This is a genomic window from Streptomyces sp. NBC_01450 (assembly GCF_036227505.1).
GTDB lineage: Bacteria > Actinomycetota > Actinomycetes > Streptomycetales > Streptomycetaceae > Streptomyces.
In genome coordinates this window covers 9,243,902-9,267,821 of record NZ_CP109480.1, presented here as the reverse complement: position 1 = coordinate 9,267,821, position 23,920 = coordinate 9,243,902, and the positions used below count along the sequence as shown (strand labels likewise).

Here is a 23,920-nt window from a genome sequence, read left to right as displayed (position 1 = left end):
GCCCGCTTTTCAAGAACAGCCCGCTCGGAGAAAAGCCCCGCTCGAAGAACAGCCCGCTTCAGGAGGTCGGCCATGCCCATCGCGACGGTGAACCCGGCGAACGGCGAGACGCTCAAGACGTACGACGCGCTCGGCGCCGAGGAGATCGAGCGCCGGCTCGCCACGGCCGAGACCACGTTCCGCAGCTATCGCACCACGTCCTTCGCCGAGCGGGCGCGGCTGCTGCACCAGGCCGCCGACCTGCTCGACGAGGAGCGGGACGACATCGGCCGGGTGATGACCACGGAGATGGGCAAGCCCGTCAAGCAGGCCCGCGCGGAGGCCGCCAAGTGCGCGAAGTCGATGCACTGGTACGCCGACCACGCCGAAGAGCTGCTCGCCGACGAACAGCCCGCCGCCTTTGACGTGAAGGACTCGGGCGCCTCCCGCGTCCTGGTGCGCTACCGGCCGCTGGGCCCGGTGCTGGCCGTCATGCCGTGGAACTTCCCGCTCTGGCAGGTGGTCCGGTTCGCCGCGCCCGCCCTCATGGCGGGCAACGTCGGCCTGCTCAAGCACGCCTCGAACGTGCCGCAGACCGCGCTCTACCTGGAGGACCTGTTCCGCCGGGCGGGCTTCCCCGAGGGCTGCTTCCAGACGCTGCTGATCGGCTCGGGCGCCGTCGAGGGCATTCTTCGCGATCCCCGGGTCAAGGCGGCGACGCTGACCGGGAGCGAACCGGCGGGACGCGCCGTGGCCTCGGCCGCCGGGGACGAGGTCAAGAAGACGGTGCTGGAGCTGGGCGGCAGCGACCCGTTCGTCGTCATGCCGTCCGCCGACGTCGACCGGGCGGCGAAAACCGCGGTGACGGCCCGGGTGCAGAACAACGGGCAGTCGTGCATCGCGGCCAAGCGGTTCATCGTGCACACGGACGTGTTCGACGCCTTCGCCGAACGCTTCACGGCGGGCATGAAGGCGCTCAAGGTCGGCGACCCGCTGGACGAGGACACCGACATCGGCCCGCTCTCCACCGAACAGGGACGCGGCGACCTGGAGGAGCTCGTCGACGACGCCGTGGAGAACGGCGCGACCGTGCTGTGCGGCGGCGAGCGCCCGGAAGGTTTCACTGAGCGCGGCTGGTACTACGCGCCGACCGTCCTCACCGACATCACCCCCGAGATGCGCGTCCACCAGGAGGAGACCTTCGGGCCGGTCGCCACGCTCTACCGTGCCGTCGACCTGGACGAGGCGGTGGCGCTGGCGAACGACACGCCGTTCGGACTGAGTTCGAACGTCTGGACGAGCGACAAGGCCGAGGTGGAGCGGTTCGTCCGCGACCTGGAGGCGGGGGGCGTGTTCTTCAACGGGATGACCGCCTCCCACCCGGCGTTCCCGTTCGGCGGGGTCAACCGGTCCGGCTACGGGCGTGAGCTGTCGGGGCACGGAATCCGCGAGTTCTGCAACATCACCACGGTATGGCACGGAGCGTAAGCGTTCCGCAGCTACGATCCCCCTGTGAACCGCGAAGTGACCCTGCCTCTGATCGTCGACGACCGCGGCACGTTGCAGGTGGCGGCCGCCGACGTCAGCAAACTGCTGCGCACGGTGGGCGGCCGGTGGCTGCACCTGGTGGAGGCCGGTCAGGACGGACTCGACGAGGACACGGTGGCGACGCTGACCATCGAACTCGCCAAGCTCGCCGACCGCATCGACGTGGCCTGCATCGCGCACAGCAGCGGGACGACGTCCGACTGACGGCGCGCGTCCACCCGGTCCGCGCGCCGGGCCGGCGCGCCCTCAGCCCGGCCGCTGGTCGAGTTCCCACAGGGCGTGCCAGAACTTCGCCTCGTAACTCTGCAGCAGCCGCCCGTACCGGAGGACCTCGGTCTCCCCGATCCGCCCCGCGTCCAGCCCCGCCTGCACGGCCGTGAGCGCGGTGCGCTCCAGCTCCGGAGCGGGTGCCGCGAAGAAGTCGAAGAAGCCGAACGCCTCGTCGTCGAAGCCGTAGTGGCGGCGCAGGGCTTCGGCGATCGTCGCGCAATAGCCGCCCCACGTCGCGAAGTTGGCGCTCAGGGCGAGCACCACGTCGGCCGGTGAGCCGTTCAGGGCCAGCCAGGCGACGTACGCGGGATAGGCCTGGCAGTCCGCGAGCGGCTCGTACGCCGCCGCCCGCGCCTCGTCCGCCCCGCAGGCCACCGCGTACGCACCCAACCGGTCCTGGGCCAGAGCCTCACCCGCCGCGAGCAGGGCGAAGAAGGCGGCGCTCTCCGGCCCGGCGTCCGGGCGCTCGGCCAGATGCAGGAACGCACGACGGTCCGCGGCGATCACATGGCGCTGTTCGTGGGCGAGGGCGGCGAGCGTGGAGCGCCGGGCCGCGCCCCGGGCGATGAGGGGCAACAGCCGGTTGGCGTGGGGGTCCGGGGCGAGCTTCCCGGTGGTGTCCTCCAGCAGCTCCCTGGCCGTGCGCACCATGGCGTACTCCTTCGGTTCGGCCGTCCCGGGGCCTTTTCCCCCGCACTCCCATACCCTCCCAAAATTCCCCGGAATGGAGTAACCCGACGAGAGATCCCCACGCTTCCGGGTGATCGTGGGTGGACCACCCCAGCGGGTGAACCACCCCCGTGGGTGAACCACCCTTCCGCCGGGGGACGAGAGTTCCCCGGAAGGCGAAAGAAGGCGCGCGTCATGGCGACTTTGTGCAGACCTTCGGTCTCCGTGCCGGAATACGTGATCACCATGGAGGAGACGCTGGAGCTGGCTCGCTCCCGTCATGAGGACCACCCACAGCTGCCGTTGGCACTCCGGCTGATCGAGAACACCGGCGTCAGCACCCGGCACATCGTGCAGCCCATCGAGGAGACGCTGAAACACCCGGGCTTCGAAGAACGCAACAAGGTCTACGAGAGTGAGGCGAAGGCCCGCGTCCCCGCCGTCATACAGCGGGCACTGGACGACGCCGAGCTGCTCACCACCGACATCGACATGATCATCTACGTGTCGTGCACCGGGTTCATGATGCCCTCGCTCACGGCCTGGCTGATCAACTCGATGGACTTCAGCAGCGACACCCGGCAGATACCCATAGCCCAGCTGGGCTGCGCGGCCGGCGGCGCCGCGATCAACCGGGCCCACGACTTCTGCCAGGCGTACCCCGACGCCAACGCACTCATCGTGGCCTGCGAGTTCTGCTCGCTCTGCTACCAGCCGACCGACCTCGGCGTCGGCTCGCTGCTCTGCAACGGCCTGTTCGGCGACGGCATCGCCGCCGCCGTCGTCCGCGGCAGCGGCGGCACCGGCATCGAACTGGAGCGCAACGGCTCGTACCTGGTCCCCAAGACCGAGGACTGGATCATGTACGACGTCCGCGCGACGGGCTTCCACTTCCTGCTGGACAAGCGGGTTCCCGGGACGATGGAACCGCTCGCCCCCGCCCTCCACACCCTCGCGCGACAGCACGGCTGGAACGCCTCCGAGCTGGACTTCTACATCATCCACGCGGGCGGACCCAGGATCCTCGACGACCTCAGCAAGTTCCTCGAGGTCCCACCGGAGGCCTTCCGGTTCAGCCGGGCCACCCTCACCGAGTACGGGAACATCGCCAGCGCCGTCGTCCTGGACGCGCTGCGCCGGCTGTTCGACGAGGGCGGCGCCGAGCACTCCGCACGCGGACTGCTCGCGGGCTTCGGCCCCGGCATCACCGCGGAAATGGCCCTGGGCCGCTGGCACAAAGACGAGACGGCGTGAGCGGAATGACCGAGAAGACGATCGCCGGGCCACTGCCGCCCATCCGGCACTGGCCCGCCCTCGACCTGAAGGGCGTGGACTTCGACCCGGTCCTGACCGAGCTGATGCGCGAGGGACCGGTCACCAGGGTCCAGCTGCCCAACGGCGAGGGCTGGGCCTGGCTGGTGACCCGCCACGACGATGTGCGCATGGTCGCCAACGACCCACGGTTCAGCCGCGAGGCGGTCATCGACCGGTCCGTCACCCGGCTCGCCCCGCACTTCATCCCGATCCGGGACGCGGTGGGGTTCCTGGACCCGCCCGACCACACCCGGCTGCGCCGCTCGGTGGCCGCGGCCTTCACGGCACGCGGGGTGGAGCGGGTCCGCGCCAAGGCCCGGCGCACGCTCGACGAGATGGTCGACGAGCTGCTCCGGGTCGGACCGCCCGCCGACCTCACCGAGGCGATCCTCGGCCCCTTCCCCATCGCGGTCATCTGCGAGCTGATGGGCGTCCCGACCGCCGACCGGCGGGCCATGCACGCCTGGACGCAGCTGATCCTGTCCTCCTCCCACGGCGCCGCGGTCAGCGAGGAGGCCAAGGACGAGATGGGCGCGTACTTCAGGAAGCTCATCGGCGCCCGCGGCCGCAGCAGGGACGAGGACGTCACCTCGCTGCTGGGCGCCGCCGTGGGCCGGGACGAGATCACTCTGGAGGAGGCCGTCGGACTCGCCGTCCTCCTCCAGATCGGCGGCGAGGCGGTCACCAACAACAGCGGGCAGATGTTCTACCTGCTCATGACCCGCCCGGCGCTGGCCGACCGGCTGCGCTCCGACCCGGAGCTCCGCCCCCAGGCCATCGACGAGCTGCTGCGCTACATCCCGCACCGCAACACGGTCGGCCTGTCGCGGATCGCGACGAAGGACGTGGAGATCGGGGGCGTACTGATCCGGGCCGGCGACCCGGTCTACGTCTCGTACCTGGCCGCCAACCGCGACCCGGACGTGTTCCCCGACCCGGAACACATCAACTTCTCCCGCGATCCCAATCCGCACGTGGCCTTCGGCTTCGGCCCGCACTACTGCCCGGGCGGAATGCTGGCCAGGCTGGAGTCGGAACTCCTGGTCGACGCGCTCCTGGACCGGATGCCAGGGCTGCGGCTCGCCGTGCCTGCGAGTCAAATCCCCTTCAAGAAGGGCGCGTTGATCCGCGGACCCGAGGCCCTGCCGGTGCGGTGGTGACCGGCCGATGACCGCCGCCGAAGGGCTCCTCGTGCCGCCGGGTCACGGCCGGATCGTGGAGACCCCCGCCCAGCACGTGACGTTCAAGGTGACCGGCTCGCACTCGCGCACCGCGTCCACCTTCGAGGTGCTGGTACCGCCCGGCTTCGACGTGGGCGCCCATGTGCACACGCGCAGCGAGGAGCTGTTCTACGTGCTCGAAGGCGAGCTGGACGTGCTCGCCTTCGAGCCCCGGATCCGGACCCCCGACAACTGGCAGAAGTGGGAGTCGAGTTCGGGCAACCGAGTGGTACGAGCAACCCCGGGCACGGTCATCGTCGTGCCCCCGGGCTGTCCCCACGCCTTCTCCAACCCCACCGAGACCCAGGCGAAGATGTTCTTCCAGGCCTCCCCGCCCCCGGACCACGAGCGCTACTTCGAGGAGCTGCTCGAGATCCTGGGTTCGGGCGGCCCACCCGACCACGCGGCCATCGAGGAACTGAGGGCGAGGTACGACATCGAGCAGCTCACACCTCTGAAACTCCGGTGAGGGCGGCGCACCGCCTCTTGAGGCGCGGGGTGCGGCTCCGCCGTGGGCGCGACCAGCCACGGCGGAGCCGCACCCCGCGCCTCACCGCTATCGGATCGGCATCCCGGACAACGTCCGCGCGATCACCAGCCGCTGAATCTCGCTCGTACCCTCGAAAATGGTGTAAATCGCCGCATCCCGATGCATACGCTCCACCGGGTACTCCCGGGTGTACCCATTGCCGCCCAGAATCTGAATGGCCTGCCCGGTGACCTTCTTCGCCGTCTCACTGGCGAACAGCTTGGACATCGACCCCTCGGCCGCGGTGAACGGCTTCCCGTTGATCGCCATCCACGAAGCGCGCCACACCAGCAGCCGCGCCGCATCGATCGACGTACGCATGTCGGCGAGCTGGAAGGCGACGCCCTGATTGTCGATGATCGGCCGCCCGAACTGCTCACGCGTCATCGCATAGTCGAGGGCGACCTCGTACGCCGCGCGGGCCGTGCCCACCGCCATGGCCCCGACGGCCGGACGCGACGCCTCGAACGTGGCCATCGCGGCGTTCTTCACGCGCTCACCGCCGCCCGCCTTGGCGCGCTCCCGGGCGCGGGCCAGGCGCTCGTCCAGCTTCGCCTTGCCGCCGAGCAGGCAGGAACCGGGGATGCGAACGTTGTCCAGGACCACCTCGGCGGTGTGCGAGGCGCGGATGCCGTGCTTCTTGAACTTCTGCCCCTGGGACAGGCCCGGCGTGTTCGGCGGCACGATGAAGGAGGCGTGCCCCTTGGAGCCGAGGTCCGCGTCGACGACCGCGACGACGACGTGGACGTTGGCAATGCCACCGTTGGTCGCCCAGGTCTTGGTGCCGTTGAGCACCCACTCGTCCTTGGCCTCGTCGTAGACGGCACGCGTACGCATGGAGGCCACGTCGGAGCCGGCGTCGGGCTCGGAGGAACAGAAGGCGGCGACCTTGACGTCGTTCGCGTCGCCGTACATCTGCGGGATCCAGGTGCCGATCTGCTCCTCGGTGCCGTTGGCGAGGACGCCCACGGCGGCGAGGCCGGTACCGACGATCGACAGGGCGATGCCCGCGTCACCCCAGAACAGCTCCTCCATGGCCATGGGTATGCCGAGGCCGGTGGGGTCGAAGTACTGCTGGGCGTAGAAGTCCAGGGAGTAGATGCCGACCTTCGCGGCCTCCTGAATGACCGGCCATGGAGTCTCCTCACGCTCATCCCACTCGGCGGCCGCGGGGCGGACCACATCGGCGGCGAACCCGTGGAGCCAGTCGCGGACCTCTTTCTGTTCGTCGTTGAGCTCCATGGTGAACTCGGCCATGTCCCCTCCAGCACTGCACTAAAGTGTTACTTGCGGTAACTGGAGTCTGTTACTGACCAGTAGTAAAAGTCAACTCCCGCGTTCAGCTCGGCAGCCCGTTCGATACGCATGGGCCGATCAGTGTTAGTTTGCGCAAGCGTCACCGAATCACCACGGGTGGGGAGAGATCATGGACACCACGCAGCGGACCGATCAGCAGAGGTCCGCCGACCGCCGCCGGCGTGAGCTGCTGGAGGCCGCCGACAGAGTGGTGCTCCGCGACGGCCCCGGAGCCTCGATGAACGCCATCGCCGCCGAGGCGGGCATCACCAAGCCGATCCTGTACCGCCACTTCGGCGACAAGGGCGGACTCTACGCGGCACTGGCCAAGCGGCACACCGACGCCCTCCTCGGCGCCCTGCGGGCCGCGCTGGACGCGCCCGCCGAGCGCCGGGAGCGGGTGGAGGCCACCCTCGACACGTATCTCGCGGCCATAGAGGCGCACCCCCAGGTCTACCGCTTCCTGATGCACCCCACGGAGGGCGCCTCGTCCGCCGACCAGGGCTTCGACCTGGGCAAGCACTCCGCGCCGCTGCTGCGCCGCATGGGCGAGGAACTGGCCGAGGTCATCGAGGAACGGGTGGATCTCGGACCGGACAGTCAGCAGTTGGCGCGGGTGTGGGGGCACGGGATCGTCGGCATGATGCATGCCGCCGGGGACTGGTGGCTGGGTGAACAGCCGTGCACCCGCGCCGTGTTGGTACGGAGTCTGGCCGACCTGCTGTGGGGTCGGCTGGCCGCGGCCGGCGACCGTGTCGGGGGTCCTGGGTTCTGAGGTCGGGTGTCGGCCGCGGGTTGTTCTCGGCGAACAACATCGCGGCCGCCCGACAGGGTTCAGCGCCCCCAGGACGCCCGCGCCGCCTGCCTCATCACCCGGCGCCGGCGCCAACCGCTCAGCCGGTCCACGTAGAGACCACCCTCCAGGTGGTCGTACTCGTGCTGCAGGCACCGCGCGAACCACCCCGTGCCGTGCACCAGCACCGGCTCCCCGTCCACGGTGAAACCCTCGACGACGGCGTGGTCGTACCGTTCCGTGCCCGCTTCCAGGCCGGGCAGGGAGAGACAGCCCTCCGGCCCGCGCAGGACCACTCCGTCCGCCTCGACGAGACGGGGGTTCACCACGTGTCCCACATGGCGGACATCCTCGTCGTCCGGGCAGTCGTACACGAAGACCCGCGACGCGACGCCGACCTGGTTCGCGGCGAGGCCGACGCCCTGGGCGGCGTACATCGTCGCGAACATGTCCTCGACGAGTCGGGCGAGTTCGGGGCCGAAGTCCGTAACGTCCTCACACCGTGTGTGCAGAACGGGGTCGCCGAGCAGAGTCACCGGCCGGACGCGCCCTCTGGTGCCGGGGATGGAGCCGTGTCGCATGGCGGCAAGGGTACGGTCCTCATGGGCGCGCGAATGTCGCGCGGGCACCGCAGAGGTGCCGCGATTCGGGCACGTGAGTGGATCTCGATAGGCTGAGGCCCACACGGTGCCGGGGGCAGAGGCGCGGCGCGTACGCAAGGAGGATCGAGAAACGATGTCAGGCAACTCGGACCCGCTGACGCCGCGGGCCAAGCTGGCCGTGACGGCGGGCAAGGCGGCGGCGGCCGTCTCGCGGGCCGCCGGACGCGGCAGCGGATCGGTGATCGGCGGCCGGGTGGCACTCAAGCTCGACCCCGATCTGCTGGCCAGGCTCGCCACCCACCTGGACGTGATCCTGGTGTCGGCGACCAACGGCAAGACCACGACCACCCGGCTCATCGCGGAGGCGCTGCGGGCCGCGGGCCCGGTCGTGTCCAACGCGCTGGGCGCCAACATGCCGGCCGGTATCACCTCGGCGCTCGCCGGGGGTTCGGACGCGAAGTACGCGGTCATCGAGGTCGACGAGAAGTACCTCTCGGGTGTCGCCCGCGACACCGACCCGAAGTGCATCGCGCTGCTCAACCTCTCCCGCGACCAGCTCGACCGGGCCGCCGAGACCCGGATGATGGCCGAGCACTGGCGCGAGGGCCTGGCCGGGTCCAAGGCCGTCGTGGTCGCCAACGCCGACGACCCGCTCGTCGTGTGGGCCGCTTCCTCCTCGCCGAACGTCATGTGGGTGGCGGCCGGTCAGATGTGGAAGGACGACGCCTGGTCCTGCCCGTCCTGCGGTGGTGTGATGCAGCGCCCCGGGGACGACTGGTTCTGCGGCGACTGCGGCTTCCGCCGTCCGACGCCGACCTGGGCGCTGTCCGGGGACCACGTCCTCGACCCGCACGGCTCCGCGTGGCCGATCCACCTCCAGCTGCCCGGCCGGGCCAACAAGGCGAACGCCGCCTCGTCGGCCGCCGTCGCCGCGGTCTTCGGGGTACCCCCGCAGGTCGCCCTGGAGCGCATGTACCAGGTGCAGGCGGTCGCCGGACGCTACGACGTCGTGCAGTTCATGCAGCGCGACCTGCGTCTGCTGCTCGCCAAGAACCCCGCGGGCTGGCTCGAGACGTTCTCCCTCATCGACCCGCCGCCGACCCCGGTCATCCTGTCCGTGAACGCACGCGGCGCCGACGGTACCGACACGTCCTGGCTGTGGGACGTCGACTACACCCGTCTGACCGGGCACCCGATCTTCGTGCTCGGCGACCGCAAGCTCGACCTCGCCGTGCGTCTCGAGGTCGCCAACCAGTCCTTCCAGGTCTGCGAGAACCTCGACCAGGCGGTGCAGCTCGCCCCGCCCGGTCGCATCGAGGTCATCGCGAACTACACCGCATTCCAGGATTTGAGGCGTCGTGTCGGCAACTGAGCAGCCACGGAGGACCAAGAGAATGAGTGACAACAGCCTGCGCCTGGTGTGGATCTACCCGGACCTGCTGAGCACCTACGGCGACCAGGGCAACGCCCTCGTCGTGGAGCGCCGGGCCCGTCAGCGCGGTCTGGACGTCGCTCGTCTCGACGTACGCAGCGACCAGCCGATCCCGACCTCCGGCGACATCTATCTGATCGGCGGCGGCGAGGACCGGCCGCAGCGGCTCGCCGCGGAGCGCCTGCGCCGCGACGGCGGTCTGCACCGCGCGGTGGGCAACGGCGCGATCGTCTTCTCGGTCTGCGCCGGCTACCAGATCCTCGGCCACGAGTTCATCAACGACCTCGGGCAGCGCGAGCCCGGCCTCGGCCTGCTCGACGTGGTCTCGGTGCGCGGCGAGGGCGAGCGGTGCGTCGGCGACGTACTCGGAGACATCGACCCGCGTCTGGGCCTCCCGCAGCTGACCGGCTTCGAGAACCACCAGGGCGTCACCCATCTCGGCCCCACCGCGCGCCCGTTCGCGCAGGTGCGGCTCGGCAAGGGCAACGGCACCGGCGACGGCACCGAGGGCGCGTACAACGACACGGTCTTCGGCACGTACATGCACGGGCCCGTGCTCGCCCGCAACCCGCAGATCGCGGACCTGCTGCTGAAGCTGGCCCTCGATGTGAACGCGCTGCCGCCGATCGACGACCGCTGGTACGAGGCGCTTCGCGGCGAGCGCATCGCCGCGGCGCAGCAGCCCGCCTGAACCGTCGGCCAACGGCGGACAAACGGTGCGGGACGTCCACAGGGCGCGCTCGAGGGATACCTCAGGCGCGCCCTAGGCGTTTGTGGCACGGTGTACCCAGGTCGGGCCCGCTTGACAGCGTGTCCGCTCACTTGTGCGGCCGCGTCCACCAGGCGGACGCCCGCTACGGCACCACCCCGTCCCGCCGGTAGGGTGACCGGGATTCCAGCCGGACAACGTGGTCCGGTCCCCGGCCCACGTTGAGAAGGTATTTCGGGCTATGCGCATTGGTGTCCTCACGTCCGGCGGCGACTGCCCCGGCCTGAACGCCGTCATCCGGTCCGTCGTGCACCGCGCCGTCGTCGACCACGGCGACGAGGTCATCGGCTTCCGGGACGGCTGGAAGGGGCTTCTGGAGTGCGACTACCTGAAGCTCGACCTCGACGCCGTGAGCGGCATCCTGGCTCGCGGCGGCACCATCCTCGGCTCCTCCCGGGTCCAGCCCGCGCAGCTGCGTGACGGTGTGGAGCGGGCCAAGGGGCATGTCGAGGAGCTCGGCCTCGACGCGATCATCCCGATCGGCGGCGAGGGCACGTTGAAGGCGGCGCGGCTGCTCTCGGACGGCGGTCTGCCGATCGTCGGCGTTCCGAAGACCATCGACAACGACATCGCCGTCACGGACGTGACCTTCGGCTTCGACACGGCCGTCGGCGTCGCGACCGAGGCCCTGGACCGGCTGAAGACCACCGCCGAGTCCCACCAGCGGGTGCTGATCGTGGAGGTCATGGGCCGCCACACGGGCTGGATCGCCCTGCACTCCGGGATGGCGGCGGGCGCGCACGCCATCGTCGTACCGGAACGCCCCTTCGACATCGAGGAGTTGGCCGCGCGGGTCGGCGAGCGCTTCGAGGCGGGCAAGCGGTTCGCGATCGTCGTCGCCGCGGAGGGGGCGAAGCCTCGCCCGGGCACCATGGAGTTCGACGAGGGCGGCAAGGACGTCTACGGGCACGAGCGCTTCGCGGGCATCGCCCGGCAGCTCTCCCTGGAGCTGGAGGAGCGCCTCGGCAAGGAGGCTCGGCCGGTGATCCTCGGGCACGTCCAGCGGGGCGGGACACCGACGGCGTACGACCGCGTGCTCGCCACGCGGTTCGGCTGGCACGCGGTGGAGGCCGCGCATCGCGGCGACTTCGGGCAGATGACCGCGCTGAAGGGGACCGACATCGTCATGGTGCCGCTCGCGGAGGCGGTGGAGAGCCTGAAGACGGTTCCCGAGGAGCGGTACGCCGAGGCGGAGTGCGTGCTCTGAGGGTTCGTTCGCGCTGCACTGACCCCGGTCACAGTTGTGACCGGGGTCAGTTCTACTCTGGTTCGGACAGACAGCGCACAACGTACGAATCAGGAGCCGGCGGATGGATCACAGCGGGCACGGCATGACCATGGATCTGCCGCCGTTCACGCTGGGGCGGGGGCTCGAGTGGTCCGCGGACCCGTTCTTCCTCGTCGCCTGCCTGGTGGGACTCGGCCTGTACGGCTGGGGGGTCGTACGGCTCGCGCGGCGCGGTGACAAGTGGTCGGTCGGCCGGACCATCGCCTTCGTGCTCGGTGTGCTGACCGTGATGCTCGTGATGTGCACCAAGCTGAACGACTACGGCATGGTCATGTTCAGCGTGCACATGGTGCAGCACATGGTGATCAGCATGCTGTCGCCGATCCTGATCCTGCTCGGGGCGCCCATCACGCTGGCGCTGCGCGCACTGCCGGTGGCCGCCACCCGAGGCAACAAGGGCCCGCGTGAACTGCTGCTGATGTTCCTGCACAGCCGCTACATGCGGATCATCACGCACCCGGCGTTCACGATCCCGCTGTTCATCGCGAGCCTGTACGCGCTGTACTTCTCCCCCATCTTCGACTTCCTGATGGGCTCCAAGACCGGGCACATCGCGATGATGTGCCACTTCCTCGCCGTCGGCCTGGTCTTCTTCTGGCCGATCATGGGGGTCGACCCCGGACCGCACCGGCCGGGATATCTGATGCGGATGCTGGAGCTGTTCGCGGGCATGCCGTTCCACGCGTTCTTCGGTATCGCGCTGATGATGGCGTCCGAGCCGATGGTCGACACGTACAAGAACCCGCCCGCCTCGCTCGGCATCGACGCGCTCGCCGACCAGAGCGCCGCGGGCGGTATCGCCTGGGCGTTCAGCGAGATCCCCTCCGTCCTCGTGCTGATCGCGCTGCTCTTCCAATGGTACGCCTCCGAGAAGCGACAGGCCCGCCGCACGGACCGGGCCGCCGACCGCGACGGTGACAAGGAACTCGAGGCGTACAACGCCTATCTGGCCTCACTCAACGCACGCGGCCGCTGAATTAACTTTGCAATTCACCTTGCGTGCAGGGGTTTTCCGTTCAGTAGCATGGGGGGACAACGGGGGAAACCGCAGGGGGAGCGGTCATGTCAATTCGTGCGTCCATGCAAAGGGCGGGGATTTCCGCCGCCCGAAGGCTCGCTCTACTGCTGGTTTCGGTACTGATAGTCAGCGGGTGCAGCAAATCCGATCAGTTGTTCGTAGTGCGGGCCGTGGCGGCGGGGGTTTCCTCGGTCTCGCCCTTCTTCAAGGAGGACGGACAGCTCGGCAAGGACATCCCACTGCGCGAGGCCCGGCCCAGCGGTGGTGTGCAGGCCAGCAACAGCCCCGGCCTGTACGGCGGCGCCCCTGACGGCAGTAACGGCAGCGGTTCACCGGCACCGGATCCCGGCGACGACCCCGGCACCGGCGTCTGGGGCGGCTCCACGAAACCCGGCACCTGCGCCGTGGCGAAGTTGAAGAAATTCCTCACCGACCCCAAGAACTCGGCGAAGGCCCAGGAATGGGCGCGGGTCCTGCATATAGGCACCGATCAGATCCCGAGTTATATCGATCAACTCACACCCGTCGTACTGCGTCACGACACTCTCGTGACGAATCACGACTACACGGACGGCAAGGCGGTATCGTACGCCGCGCTGCTCCAGGCCGGAATCGCCATTCTGGTCGACCAACAGGGACTGCCCGCGGTGAAGTGCTCCTGCGGCAATCCGTTGCTCCCCTTCGAGGGAAAGACCTCGAAGACCGACGTGCAGTTCGAGAACGGCAACAAGAAGTGGGCCGACTACCGGCAGGACCGCGTCGTGGTGGTCGAGCCGCCGCCCGGGAAGCGGGAGATCCACCAGCTCCAGCTCGTCGACGTGCACCACCCCGACCGGGGGATCGCCCGCCCGGTGGGCAGCGACGGCAGCCAGGACAAGTCGTTCAGCACCCAGCAGAAGCACGGCGTACCGACCGTCACCGGCACGACCTTCGCCGAAGCGACCAGGCGGCTGACCGACGCGGGGCTGGGAATGTCGTACGCCGGTGACACCCTGCCGGCCGACGGCGCCCGGGTGACGGCGTCCCGGCCGACCGAGGGCAGCCAGGTCGACTGGGGCACGTCGGTGGTCCTCTCGGTGGTGCAGCCCGAGGGCCCGTCCGAGAGCGGCAGCGACCGGACCACGCCGTCGCCCTCGGGCACGACGACGGATGGCACGACCACGGGTGGAACGACCACGGATGGCACGACCACGGATGGCACGACCACGGATGGCACGACCACGGGCGGGCCGACGACCGGCACGACGCCCTCCACCCCGTCCGGGGGATCGTCCGGCCCCTCCTCGAGCGAGTCGTCGGGCGGCCCCTCGTCTTCCGGCAGCGACACCGGATCACCCACGACGCCCGGTGCGGTCGGCGGGACGGGCGGCAAGACGGGCTCGTCGCCCCCGCCGGACGTCTCGCCTTCGAACACTCCGACCAGCATCGCCCCGACCACCGCCTCGGCGTCCGCCCCGACCACTGCCTCGACCGAACCGCCGCCCAAACCGACGCCGACCCAGCCGCCGCCCAAACCGACGCGAACCGCGCCCACCACGGACCCGACCTCGGCCAGGCCCACCGTCAGCAGCGCGCCACCGGCGAGCAAACCCGTGTCGAGCGAACCCGCCCCGGTCGACCCCGGCACGAGCGACTCCGCCGGGCCCGGCGAAAGCGCCGCCTGACCCATGTACGACAGCACGCGGAACCCGGGGAGCAACCGGATGACAGCAGGTGCAGCACAGCCGGACGGAGCGGGTCGGCTCATCGGTGGGCGGTATCTGCTCCTGGAGCAGGTCGGCTCCGGTGGGATGGGCCACGTCTGGCTCGCCCACGACCAGCGGCTCGACTGCCATGTCGCGCTCAAGGAGATCAGGTTCCGCGGCGCCCCGGAGGGCGGCGAGGAACTCGAGTCGCGGATCGCGCGCGCCCGCGCGGAGGCGCGGCACGCCGCGGTGCTGCGCGACCACCCGCACGTGGTCACCGTGCACGACGTCCTGGAGCACGACGGCCTGCCGTGGATCGTGATGGAGTACGTGGCGGGCGCGGAGGACCTGCGGGCCTGGCTCGCCCGGCGCGGTCCACTGGCCCCCGACGAGTGCGCCCGCGTCGGCCTCGCGGTGCTGGACGCGCTGACCGCCGGACACGAGCGCGGCATCATGCACCGGGACGTCAAACCGGCCAACATCCTGCTCGCCCCGGACCGCTCGGGCACCCCCGGCGCCCGCATCCTCCTCACCGACTACGGCGTCTCGGTCCAGCCGGACTCCCCCGAGACCCGCTGGACCCGGACCTCCGTCGTGGTCGGCACGGCCGGCTATCTGGCACCGGAGCGGGCCCAGGGCGGGCAGCCGACCGCGGCGGCCGACCTGTTCTCGCTGGGCTGCACCCTGTACTTCGGCGTGGAGGGCCACGGCCCCTTCGACCGCGACAGCCACCTCGGGGCGCTCGCCGCGGTGGTCTCGGAGGAGACGCCACCGTCCCCGCGGGCCGGCGCGCTGGGGCCGGTCATCGACGCGCTGCTGGTCAAGGACCCCGGCCTGCGGATCTCCGCGGAGCGGACGGCGGCGGCCCTGGCCCGGATCATCCTGCCCGAACCCCATCCGCCGACCCAGGTCGACACCGGCTCGCAGCCGCCGTGGGCGGGGTTCGTCACCTCCGACGGGCCCGGGGGTCCCGCGCCCCCCGGCCGGGCCACGGGCGGCTCGTCCCGGGACCACGACTACGCCCCGCCCGCACACGACCAGAGCCCGTCCCCGGCCCGGGGCCAGGGTTTCGCCGCGCCGGGTCCGTACGTCCCCACGGCCCAGGCCACCCCTCCCGCGCAGGCGCACCACGCGGCGTACACACCCATGGCGCAGGCGGCCGGAGCGCGTACCGTCGGTGCCCCGACCGCGTACGCACCCCGCCCGGGGCAGGGATTCGGCCCACCGGCCCCGCACACCCCGCAGCCCGGTGCCGGTTTCGGTCCGCCCCGGTACACGTCCCCCGCCGTACCCGTCCCCGAACCCGGCGGGGGACGCCGCAAGCGGACGCTGCTCCTACAGGTGACCGTGGCACTGCTCCTCGCGCTGTCGCTGACGGCGGGGGTGATCTGGGGCATGGCCCAGTACGGCAGGACGCACACGCCCGTAGCGCCGTACGGCACCCGGGTCGGGCTCTTTGCACCGCTCAAGAAGGGCGACTGCGTGCTGAGCGACCCGTCGCCCGCACCGGCCTCGGGCACCCCGCGTCTGCAACTGGATCCGAGCTGCGGAGCGCTGCGCCCCGACGGGCAGGTGATGGAGCTGTACAAGGCACGCTCCTTCGAGGAGGCCGACAGCGACGGCGCGGACGAGTGCGCGCAGCGGACGAAGGCGACCGCCGACAAACTCGCCTGGCACGTCCAGAGCCTGGCCGTGGTGCCCACCCGCGAGGGCTTCGACGCCACCGGCGGGAACGTCGCATGCCTGCTGGTCGGGAAGCACGGTCCGGTGTACGGCAGGCTCGGCAACCTCCGCCCGTACGGGATGGCGTTCGAGGACGCGACCCAGATGCAGCAGGGCGACTGCCTCGGCCATGCCCGCGGGGATGCCAGCGAATACACCCACTACGAGCTCGTCTCCTGCGACAAGGACCATGTGGGCCTGGTCTTCCGGATCACGCACCTCACCAGCCTCACGCCCGGCAAGAAGCCCGAGGTGGAGGCGGACGCACAGTGCGCGGCCGACGCCCCGCCGCAGCAACTCCACTACCCCGCCGACACCTATGTGAGTCATGGTCTGCGCAGCACAGGACTGTGGAGGAAGGGGTACTACCTGGTGGTCTGCAGCATCGAGCGGCTGGACAAGGCCCTCATGCACGGAGGCGAGTAGCGCACCCGGCCCTGGCGAACCGCGTCCGTTCGGGTGAAAATGGGCGCAGGCCACGGCCCGCGTCGTGGACCCCGCCGGGAGAAGGGTGTGCCGCGATGCCCGGTTCGACGAAGGCGATGGGGGTGCTCACCGTCGGCGGACTCGTCATGGTGACGGCCTACACGGTGGCGCTCGGCAGCAACGGCTGGCTGTGGTTCGGCTGGGTGGTGCTCGGTCTGCTCACGATCGCGATGGTGGCCTCGCGCAACGCCTGACGTGCGCGCGGGTCACTCCCTGGGCAGCCGCCGCGCCGAGTGCACCCCCGGCTGGTACTTCGGCAGCCGGGCGGTGATCTTCATGCCCGCTCCCACGGCGGTCTCGATGACGAGGCCGTACTCGTCCCCGTACACCTGGCGCAGCCGGTCGTCGACGTTGGACAGTCCGATGCCGCCGGAAGGGCTCACCTCGCCGGCGAGGATGCGGCGCAGCCGGTCGGGGTCCATTCCGGTGCCGTTGTCCTCGATGACGACCAGCGCCTCGGCGCCCGCGTCCTGTGCGGTGATGCTGATGTGACTCTTGTCGGTCTTGCCCTCCAGTCCGTGTTTGACGGCGTTCTCCACGAGGGGCTGGAGGCAGAGGAAGGGCAGCGCGACCGGCAGCACCTCGGGGGCGATCTGCAGGGTGACCGAGAGGCGGTCGCCGAAGCGCGCTCGGACCAGCGCCAAGTAGTGGTCGATGGCGTGCAGTTCGTCGGCGAGGGTGGTGAAGTCGCCGTGCCTGCGGAACGAGTAGCGGGTGAAGTCGGCGAATTCCAGGAGCAGTTCGCGGGCGCGCTCGGGGTCGGTGCGGACGAACGAGGCGATCACCGCGAGCGAGTTGAAGATGAAGTGCGGGGATATCTGGGCGCGCAGGGCCTTGATCTCGGCCTCGATCAGCCGGGTGCGGGACTGGTCGAGGTCGGCGAGTTCCAGTTGCACGGAGACCCAGCGGGCGACCTCGCCCGCGGCCCGGACCAGGACGGCGGACTCGCGGGGCGCGCAGGCGACGAGCGCTCCGTGGACGCGGTCGTCGACGGTGAGCGGTGCGACGACGGCCCAGCGCAGGGAGCAGTCGGGCTCGTCGCACTTGAGCCGGAAGGCCTCGCCGCGGCCGGTCTCCAGGGGACCGCCGAGCCGTTCCATGATCTCGGTGCGGTGGTGCTCCCCCACGCCGTCCCAGGCGAGGACGGTGTCCTGGTCGGTGAGGCACAGGGCGTCCGTGCCGAGCAGGGTGCGCAGTCGGCGGGCGGACTTGCGGGCGGTCTCCCCGGTGAGGCCCGCGCGCAGCGGGGGCGCGGCCAGCGAGGCGGTGTGCAGGGTCTCGAAGGTGGCGTGTTCGACGGGGGTGCCGAGCCCGCCGAGGTTCTCGGGCCGCGCGGTACGCCTGCCGAGCCAGAACCCGGCGGCGAGCAGCGGGAGTACGGCGACGCACAGGCCCGCCAGGAATCCGCTCACGCCGTCACCGCCCCGCTCGACGATCCGCTCACGCCCTGGCCTCCCCGCGTACGTCGACGTCTGCGCGCATGTCTCCTCCGGCCAGCTCTTCGGGCAGGTGGAACCGGGCCAGGATCGCCGCCGTCCCGGCCGGCACCCGTCCGGCCGTGGCCAGCGACACCAGGACCATGGTGAGGAACCCGAGCGGCACCGACCAGAGCGCGGGCCAGGCGAGCAGTGCGTGCAGCGCGCCCGAGCCCGGGTAGCCCGCCATGGTCGCGGCGACGGCGACGAAGGCCGCGCCGCCGCCGACGAGCATTCCGGCGGCCGCGCCGGGCGGGGTCAGCCGCCGCCACCAGATGCCGAGGACGAGCAGCGGACAGAAGGAGGACGCGGACACGGCGAAGGCGAGTCCGACGGCGTCGGCGACGGGCAGCCCGCCGACGATCACGCTGGCGGCGAGCGGCACCGCCATCGCGAGTACGGTGCCCAGCCGGAAGTGGCGTACCCCACGCGAGGGCAGCACGTCCTGGGTGAGCACCCCGGCCACCGCCATCGTCAGTCCGGACGCGGTCGACAGGAACGCGGCGAAGGCACCGCCCGCCACCAGCGCGCCCAGGAGGTCCGCGCCGAGCCCGCCGATCACCCGGTCCGGCAGCAGCAGGACGGCGGCGTCGGCGTTCCCGGTGAGGCTCAGTTCGGGGGCGTACAGGCGGCCGAGCGCCCCATAGACGGGCGGCAGGAGGTAGAACGCGCCGATGAGGCCGAGGACGGCGACCGTGGTGCGGCGGGCCGCGACGCCGTGCGGGCTGGTGTAGAAGCGGACCACCACGTGCGGCAGTCCCATCGTGCCGAGGAAGGTGGCGAGGATCAGTCCGTACGTGGCGTACAGCGGGCGTTCCTCGCGGCCCGCCGCCAGCGAGGTCGACATGCCGCCGTTGCTGCCCCGGTCGGCGGCCGGGACGGGGTCGCCCTGGGCGAAGGTCAGCCGGGTGCCGCGCTCGATGTGGTGGACGCCCGGGGGGAGTCGGAGCCGCTCGCCGTCGTAGCGGTGGCCGTCGACCGTGCCGGTGGCCGTGACGCCCAGTGGGTCCGCGAGTTTCAGGTCGAGGCTGTCGTCGACGCGGACGACGCGCTGTTCGCGGAAGGTCGCGGGTTCGGCGAAGGCCTGGCGCGGGGCGCCGTCGGCCTGCCAGGCGAGGACCAGGAAGAGTGCGGGGACCAGCAGGGCGGTGAGCTTGAGCCAGTACTGGAAGGCCTGCACGAAGGTGATGCTGCGCATGCCTCCGGCGGCGACGGTGGCGACCACGACGACGGCGACGAGCACCCCGCCGAACCAGTCGGGCGCGTCGGTCAGGACCGCCAACGTCAGTCCCGCGCCCTGCAGTTGGGGCAGCAGATAAAGCCAGCCGACCCCGACCACGAAGGCACCGGCGAGGCGCCGCACGGCCGGTGAACCGAGGCGTGCCTCCGCGAAGTCGGGCAGGGTGTACGCCCCGGAGCGGCGCAGCGGGGCCGCGACGAACAGGAGCAGTACGAGATAGCCGGCCGTGTAGCCGACGGGGTACCAGAGCATGTCGGGGCCCTGGACGAGGACGAGGCCCGCGATGCCGAGGAAGGACGCGGCGGAGAGGTACTCGCCGCTGATCGCGGCCGCGTTGAGCCGGGGGCCCACGGTGCGTGAGGCGACGTAGAAGTCGGAGGTGGTCCGGGAGATGCGCAGGCCGAACGCGCCGACCAGGACGGTCGCCACGACGACGAGGGCGACGGCGGGGACGGCGTAGTTCTGATTCACGGCTCAGCGGTCCTCGTTCCCGGCTCGGCGGTCCTCGACCATGACTCAGCGGTCCTCGACCAGGCGCACGAAGTCCTTCTCGTTGCGCTCCGCGCGCCGCACGTACCAGCGGGCGAGCAGTACCAGGGGCGGGTAGACGCAGAAGCCGAGCACGGCCCACTCCAGGCTCGCGCCGTCCGGCATCGCGGCGAAGACCAGCGGCAGTGGCCCTACCAGCAGGACCAGCACGGCGAACACCACGAGTGCCGCGCGGAGTTGGCTGCGCATCAGGGAGCGGACGTAGGTGTGGCCGAGCGTGGTCTGTTCGTCGATCTCGGTCCTGGGCCGGTAGTAGCCGGAGGTGCGGCGGGTGCGCCGGGGTACCCCGGTGACGACCACCCGGCGTTCGGTCGGGTCCTGCGGCACGGTGTCTCCCTCTCTCAGCTCGTGGTGCGGCGCATGAGCAGATCGCGCAGTTCGCGGGTGTGCCGACGGCTGACCTGGAGTTCGACGGAGTCGACGAGGACGCTCACGGTGCCCGCGCCCAGGCGGAGTTCGCCGATGTGGCGCAGGGCGACCAGATGGCGCCGGTGGATGCGGACGAAGCCGCGTGAGCGCCAGCGGTCCTCCAGGGTGGAGAGCGGGATGCGGACGAGATGGCTGCCCTGGGCGGTGTGCAGGCGTGCGTAGTCGCCGTGCGCTTCGACGTGGGTGATGTCCTCGACGGCCACGAAGCGGGTGACGCCGCCGAGTTCGACGGATATGTGGTCCGGGTCGGGTTCGTGGACGGGTATCCGCGGTGCGGTGTCCTGGAGTTGGGCGGCCCGCCGCACGGCTTCGGCCAGCCGCTCCCGACGTACGGGCTTGAGGACGTAGTCGACGGCCTTGAGGTCGAAGGCCTGGACTGCGAAGCCCTCGTGGGCGGTGACGAACACGACGAGCGGCGGCGAGGCGAAGCCGGTGAGCAGCCGGGCGAGGTCGAGTCCGTCGAGTCCGGGCATGTGGATGTCCAGGAAGACGACGTCGATGGCCTCGGGCCCGTCGGGTCCGGATTCCAGGGCCCGGTTGATCCGGCGCAGCGCCTCGGTCGCGTCGCTCGCGCCCTCGGCGCTGGAGATCCGGGGATCGGTGTTCAGGAGGTAGAGGAGTTCCTCGAGGGACGGTTGTTCGTCGTCGACGGCGAGCGCGCGCAGCATGAGAGTGGAGTGTAGGAGCGATCGGCATGCCTGGACATGTGCGGGACGTGGACGTCGTCGCCGGACATGCGGACGTTGTCGCTGGTTGTGTGGACGTTGTCGCTGGATACAGTGCCGCCATGAACAGCAAGCCCGCGATGTTCGACGAACTCGACCGCAAGATCATCACGGCCCTGATGGCCAATGCCCGGACGAGCTTCGCCGAGATCGGCACGGCGATCGGACTGTCGGCCACCGCGGTCAAGCGCCGTGTCGACCGGCTCCGCGAGACCGGTGTGATCACCGGGTTCACGGCCACGGTGAAGCCGACGGCGCTGGGCTGGCGCACGGAGGCGTACGTCGAGGTGTACTGCGAGGGCGCGGCGCCGCCCCGGCGGCTCGCGGAGGTGGTCCGCAACCATCCGGAGATCACCGCGGCCATGACCGTGACGGGCGGCGCGGACGCGCTGCTGCATGTGCGCGCCACGGACGTGGACCACTTCGAGGAGGTGCTGGAGCGGATCCGCACCGAGCCCTTCATCCGGAAGACGATCAGCTACATGGTGCTGTCGCATCTGCTGCCGGAGGCCCCGGAGGCGGGCGCGACCCACGCGGCCCCCCAGGATGCGCAGGACGCATCAAACCTGCGTTGACCTGAGCGATTGCGCAGCGATGCTGCGCACACACGCAGCGCTTGTCGCTTGTCGCCCGTATCCCCCGTTTCCTACCTTGGAGGCACCCCCCGTCGACACCGCAGGAAGCGGAGGAACCTCTCTGTGCCCGACAGCCGTGTGCCGCGCCCTCGGCGCTTTCTCGTCTGTGAACCCAGACACTTCGCCGTGCAGTACGCGATCAATCCCTGGATGCATCCCGACACCCAAGTGGACGTGGATCTGGCCCGTGGCCAGTGGGCGGCGCTGATCAGCGCCTACCGGACCCATGGCCACACCGTGGACACCGTGGAGCCCGTGGCGGATCTCCCGGACATGGTGTTCGCGGCGAACTCCGCGCTCGTCCTGGCGGGCCGGGTCTTCGGCTCGTACTTCCACGCGCCGCAACGCCGCCCCGAGTCCAACGCGTACGAGACCTGGTTCAAGGCGGCCGGTTTCGACGTCTACCGTCCCGAATCCGTCTGCGAGGGCGAGGGCGACCTCGTCCCGGTGGGCCGGTACGTGCTGGCCGGCACCGGATTCCGTACGACCCCCGAGGCGCACCGCGAGGTGCAGGAGTTCTTCGGCGTCCCGGTGGTCAGCCTCCAACTGGTGGACCCGCGCTTCTACCATCTGGACACGGCACTCTTCGTCCTGGACGACGGGCCCGAGGCGAACATCGCGTACTACCCGGAGGCGTTCTCGCCCGGCAGTCGCGAGGTCCTGGCCCGTCTCTTCCCGGACGCGGTGCTCGCGACCGGTGAGGACGCACACGCCTTCGGCCTGAACTCCGTCTCCGACGGCCGCCACGTCTTCATCGCGCCCCGCGCCGAGGCCCTCGCCGACCGGCTCGTCCGCCACGGCTACGTCCCCGTCCCCGTCGACCTGTCCGAGTTCCACAAGGCCGGCGGTGGCATCAAGTGCTGCACCCAGGAGATCCGCTCATGACCGCTCCCGCCCGTACGCTCGCGTCCTCCGCCGCCGGTCCGCGCTCCTCCGCCGACCTGATCCGCGCCGAGGAGCCCGTCCTCGCGCACAACTACCACCCCCTGCCCGTGGTCGTCGCCCACGCCGAGGGCACCTGGGTGGAGGACGTGGAGGGCCGCCGCTACCTCGACATGCTGGCGGGCTACTCGGCCCTCAACTTCGGCCACCGCAACCCGGTGCTGATCGACGCGGCCCACCGTCAGCTGGACCGGCTGACGCTCACCTCGCGCGCCTTCCACAACGACCGGCTGGCCCAGTTCGCCGAGTCGCTGGCCGAGTTGACCGGCCTGGACATGGTCCTGCCGATGAACACGGGTGCGGAGGCGGTGGAGAGCGCCATCAAGGTGGCCCGCAAGTGGGCGTACGAGGTGAAGGGCGTCGCCCCGGACCGGGCGACGATCGTGGTGGCCGCGGACAACTTCCACGGCCGTACGACGACGATCGTGAGCTTCTCCACGGACGAGACGGCCCGCGCCGGCTTCGGCCCCTTCACCCCGGGCTTCCGCGTCGTCCCGTACAACGACCTCGCCGCGCTGGAAGCGGCCGTCGACGAGACGACCGCGGCCGTGCTGATCGAGCCCATCCAGGGCGAGGCGGGCGTCGTCATCCCGGACGACGGCTACCTGACCGGCGTCCGCGAGCTGACCCGGCGCGCCGGCTGTCTGTTCATCGCGGACGAGATCCAGTCGGGCCTGGGCCGCACCGGCACCACGCTCGCCGTCGAACACGAGGACGTCGTCCCCGACCTTCTCCTCCTGGGCAAGGCACTCGGCGGCGGCATCGTGCCGGTGTCGGCGGTGGTCGGCCGCCGGGACGTGCTCGGGGTGCTGCGGCCCGGCGAGCACGGCTCGACCTTCGGCGGCAACCCGCTGGCCGCGGCGGTCGGCTCCGCGGTCGTCGGACTCCTGGAGACCGGTGAATACCAGAGCAGGGCCGCCGAGTTGGGCGTGGTCCTGCGAGGCGGTCTGACGGCGCTCGTGGGCCGGGGCGTGGAGGGCTTCCGCTGCCGCGGGCTGTGGGCGGGCGTCGACATCGACCCGGCCATCGGCACCGGCCGCGAGATCAGCGAGGGCCTGATGCGCGAGGGAGTCCTGGTCAAGGACACCCACGGATCGACCATCCGACTGGCCCCGCCGCTGACCATCACCGGCGAGGAACTCCAGTCCGCACTGGGCGCCTTGGAGAAGGTGCTGACGCAGGGGGTCTGACACCGGCACCGTCGGCGGACGCCTGTGCTGGAAGGCCGGACCCTGTCGGCGCATCCGCAGCGGCGCCACCCTCCGCGGAAGTCGTGAGCACTAAAGCGGTTTAGTGTTCACGACT

Annotated in this window: 23 protein-coding genes; 16 read left to right on the top strand and 7 right to left on the bottom strand. The window is 70.7% G+C overall.

Annotated elements, in window-relative coordinates:
* Positions 1-72: 72 nt before the first annotated feature.
* Both OG568_RS41275 and OG568_RS41270 read left to right on the top strand, forming a co-directional pair.
* Positions 73-1,467 carry an NADP-dependent succinic semialdehyde dehydrogenase gene (locus OG568_RS41275; RefSeq protein ID WP_329535197.1) on the top strand — a complete coding sequence of 465 codons (1,395 nt, stop codon included), beginning with the start codon at positions 73-75 and terminating at the stop codon, positions 1,465-1,467.
* A gap of 24 nt (positions 1,468-1,491) precedes the next feature.
* Positions 1,492-1,731, top strand: a complete 240-nt coding sequence (locus OG568_RS41270) for a DUF6213 family protein (protein ID WP_054228947.1) — start codon at positions 1,492-1,494, stop codon at positions 1,729-1,731.
* Between the two features lie 42 nt (positions 1,732-1,773).
* Here OG568_RS41270 and OG568_RS41265 read toward each other — a convergent pair whose 3' ends face one another.
* Positions 1,774-2,448, bottom strand: a complete 675-nt coding sequence (locus OG568_RS41265; RefSeq protein ID WP_329535196.1) for a transcriptional regulator — start codon at positions 2,446-2,448, stop codon at positions 1,774-1,776.
* 213 nt (positions 2,449-2,661) lie between these two features.
* Between OG568_RS41265 and OG568_RS41260 the strand changes: the two genes are divergently transcribed.
* From OG568_RS41260 to OG568_RS41250, 3 genes are read left to right on the top strand one after another with little or no spacing between them, the layout of a single operon-like run.
* Positions 2,662-3,720, top strand: coding sequence for a type III polyketide synthase (locus tag OG568_RS41260; protein ID WP_266417052.1), 1,059 nt, complete (start codon positions 2,662-2,664; stop codon positions 3,718-3,720).
* A gap of 5 nt (positions 3,721-3,725) precedes the next feature.
* Positions 3,726-4,940, top strand: coding sequence for a cytochrome P450 (locus OG568_RS41255; protein WP_329536588.1), 1,215 nt, complete (start codon positions 3,726-3,728; stop codon positions 4,938-4,940).
* A 7-nt stretch (positions 4,941-4,947) separates the two neighbouring features.
* Positions 4,948-5,469 carry a cupin domain-containing protein gene (locus OG568_RS41250; protein WP_266417050.1) on the top strand — a complete coding sequence of 174 codons (522 nt, stop codon included), beginning with the start codon at positions 4,948-4,950 and terminating at the stop codon, positions 5,467-5,469.
* A gap of 87 nt (positions 5,470-5,556) precedes the next feature.
* On the opposite strand, the gene OG568_RS41245 is transcribed toward OG568_RS41250, so the two are convergent.
* Positions 5,557-6,786, bottom strand: coding sequence for an acyl-CoA dehydrogenase family protein (locus OG568_RS41245; protein ID WP_329535195.1), 1,230 nt, complete (start codon positions 6,784-6,786; stop codon positions 5,557-5,559).
* A 169-nt stretch (positions 6,787-6,955) separates the two neighbouring features.
* On the opposite strand from OG568_RS41245, the gene OG568_RS41240 reads away from it, so the two are divergent.
* On the top strand, positions 6,956-7,600 hold the full coding sequence (locus tag OG568_RS41240) for a TetR family transcriptional regulator (RefSeq protein ID WP_329535194.1): 645 nt from the start codon (positions 6,956-6,958) through the stop codon (positions 7,598-7,600).
* Between the two features lie 59 nt (positions 7,601-7,659).
* On the opposite strand, the gene def is transcribed toward OG568_RS41240, so the two are convergent.
* Positions 7,660-8,199, bottom strand: a complete 540-nt coding sequence (gene def, locus OG568_RS41235; RefSeq protein ID WP_266417044.1) for a peptide deformylase — start codon at positions 8,197-8,199, stop codon at positions 7,660-7,662.
* 154 nt (positions 8,200-8,353) lie between these two features.
* Between def and OG568_RS41230 the strand changes: the two genes are divergently transcribed.
* The 7 genes from OG568_RS41230 (at position 8,354) to OG568_RS41200 (ending at position 16,814) form a co-directional block, all read left to right on the top strand.
* Positions 8,354-9,592 (top strand): MurT ligase domain-containing protein, encoded by a 1,239-nt coding sequence (locus tag OG568_RS41230; protein ID WP_266417041.1) that lies wholly within the window; start codon positions 8,354-8,356, stop codon positions 9,590-9,592.
* 22 nt (positions 9,593-9,614) lie between these two features.
* Positions 9,615-10,343, top strand: coding sequence for a type 1 glutamine amidotransferase (locus tag OG568_RS41225; protein WP_101407826.1), 729 nt, complete (start codon positions 9,615-9,617; stop codon positions 10,341-10,343).
* 259 nt (positions 10,344-10,602) lie between these two features.
* The gene (locus OG568_RS41220) at positions 10,603-11,628 is read left to right on the top strand and encodes a 6-phosphofructokinase (RefSeq protein ID WP_266417036.1); all 1,026 of its coding nucleotides are present in this window, start codon (positions 10,603-10,605) and stop codon (positions 11,626-11,628) included.
* 103 nt (positions 11,629-11,731) lie between these two features.
* The gene (locus tag OG568_RS41215) at positions 11,732-12,685 is read left to right on the top strand and encodes a cytochrome c oxidase assembly protein (protein ID WP_266622730.1); all 954 of its coding nucleotides are present in this window, start codon (positions 11,732-11,734) and stop codon (positions 12,683-12,685) included.
* 212 nt (positions 12,686-12,897) lie between these two features.
* Positions 12,898-14,391 carry a DUF6777 domain-containing protein gene (locus OG568_RS41210; protein WP_329535193.1) on the top strand — a complete coding sequence of 498 codons (1,494 nt, stop codon included), beginning with the start codon at positions 12,898-12,900 and terminating at the stop codon, positions 14,389-14,391.
* Positions 14,392-14,430: 39 nt separating this feature from the next.
* Complete coding sequence (locus OG568_RS41205) at positions 14,431-16,560, top strand: serine/threonine-protein kinase (RefSeq protein WP_329535192.1); 2,130 nt, start codon at positions 14,431-14,433, stop codon at positions 16,558-16,560.
* Positions 16,561-16,655: 95 nt separating this feature from the next.
* The gene (locus OG568_RS41200) at positions 16,656-16,814 is read left to right on the top strand and encodes a hypothetical protein (RefSeq protein ID WP_101896770.1); all 159 of its coding nucleotides are present in this window, start codon (positions 16,656-16,658) and stop codon (positions 16,812-16,814) included.
* A gap of 12 nt (positions 16,815-16,826) precedes the next feature.
* On the opposite strand, the gene OG568_RS41195 is transcribed toward OG568_RS41200, so the two are convergent.
* From OG568_RS41195 to OG568_RS41180, 4 genes are read right to left on the bottom strand one after another with little or no spacing between them, the layout of a single operon-like run.
* Complete coding sequence (locus tag OG568_RS41195) at positions 16,827-18,032, bottom strand: sensor histidine kinase (protein WP_266580693.1); 1,206 nt, start codon at positions 18,030-18,032, stop codon at positions 16,827-16,829.
* A 28-nt stretch (positions 18,033-18,060) separates the two neighbouring features.
* Positions 18,061-19,806 carry a sodium/solute symporter gene (locus OG568_RS41190; RefSeq protein WP_329535191.1) on the bottom strand — a complete coding sequence of 582 codons (1,746 nt, stop codon included), beginning with the start codon at positions 19,804-19,806 and terminating at the stop codon, positions 18,061-18,063.
* 45 nt (positions 19,807-19,851) lie between these two features.
* The gene (locus tag OG568_RS41185; protein WP_054228962.1) at positions 19,852-20,211 is read right to left on the bottom strand and encodes a hypothetical protein; all 360 of its coding nucleotides are present in this window, start codon (positions 20,209-20,211) and stop codon (positions 19,852-19,854) included.
* A gap of 14 nt (positions 20,212-20,225) precedes the next feature.
* A complete protein-coding gene (locus OG568_RS41180; RefSeq protein ID WP_329535190.1) occupies positions 20,226-20,981 on the bottom strand; it encodes a LytR/AlgR family response regulator transcription factor in 756 nt (251 codons plus the stop codon).
* Positions 20,982-21,100: 119 nt separating this feature from the next.
* On the opposite strand from OG568_RS41180, the gene OG568_RS41175 reads away from it, so the two are divergent.
* The 3 genes from OG568_RS41175 (at position 21,101) to rocD (ending at position 23,805) form a co-directional block, all read left to right on the top strand.
* Entirely contained in the window at positions 21,101-21,613 is a 513-nt protein-coding gene (locus tag OG568_RS41175) for an Lrp/AsnC family transcriptional regulator (RefSeq protein ID WP_266580697.1), read from the top strand.
* 123 nt (positions 21,614-21,736) lie between these two features.
* Positions 21,737-22,558 (top strand): dimethylargininase, encoded by an 822-nt coding sequence (gene ddaH / locus OG568_RS41170; protein ID WP_329535189.1) that lies wholly within the window; start codon positions 21,737-21,739, stop codon positions 22,556-22,558.
* A complete protein-coding gene (rocD, locus tag OG568_RS41165; protein ID WP_329535188.1) occupies positions 22,555-23,805 on the top strand; it encodes an ornithine--oxo-acid transaminase in 1,251 nt (416 codons plus the stop codon). Before ddaH ends, rocD begins: the two co-directional genes overlap by 4 nt.
* Positions 23,806-23,920: the final 115 nt, after the last annotated feature.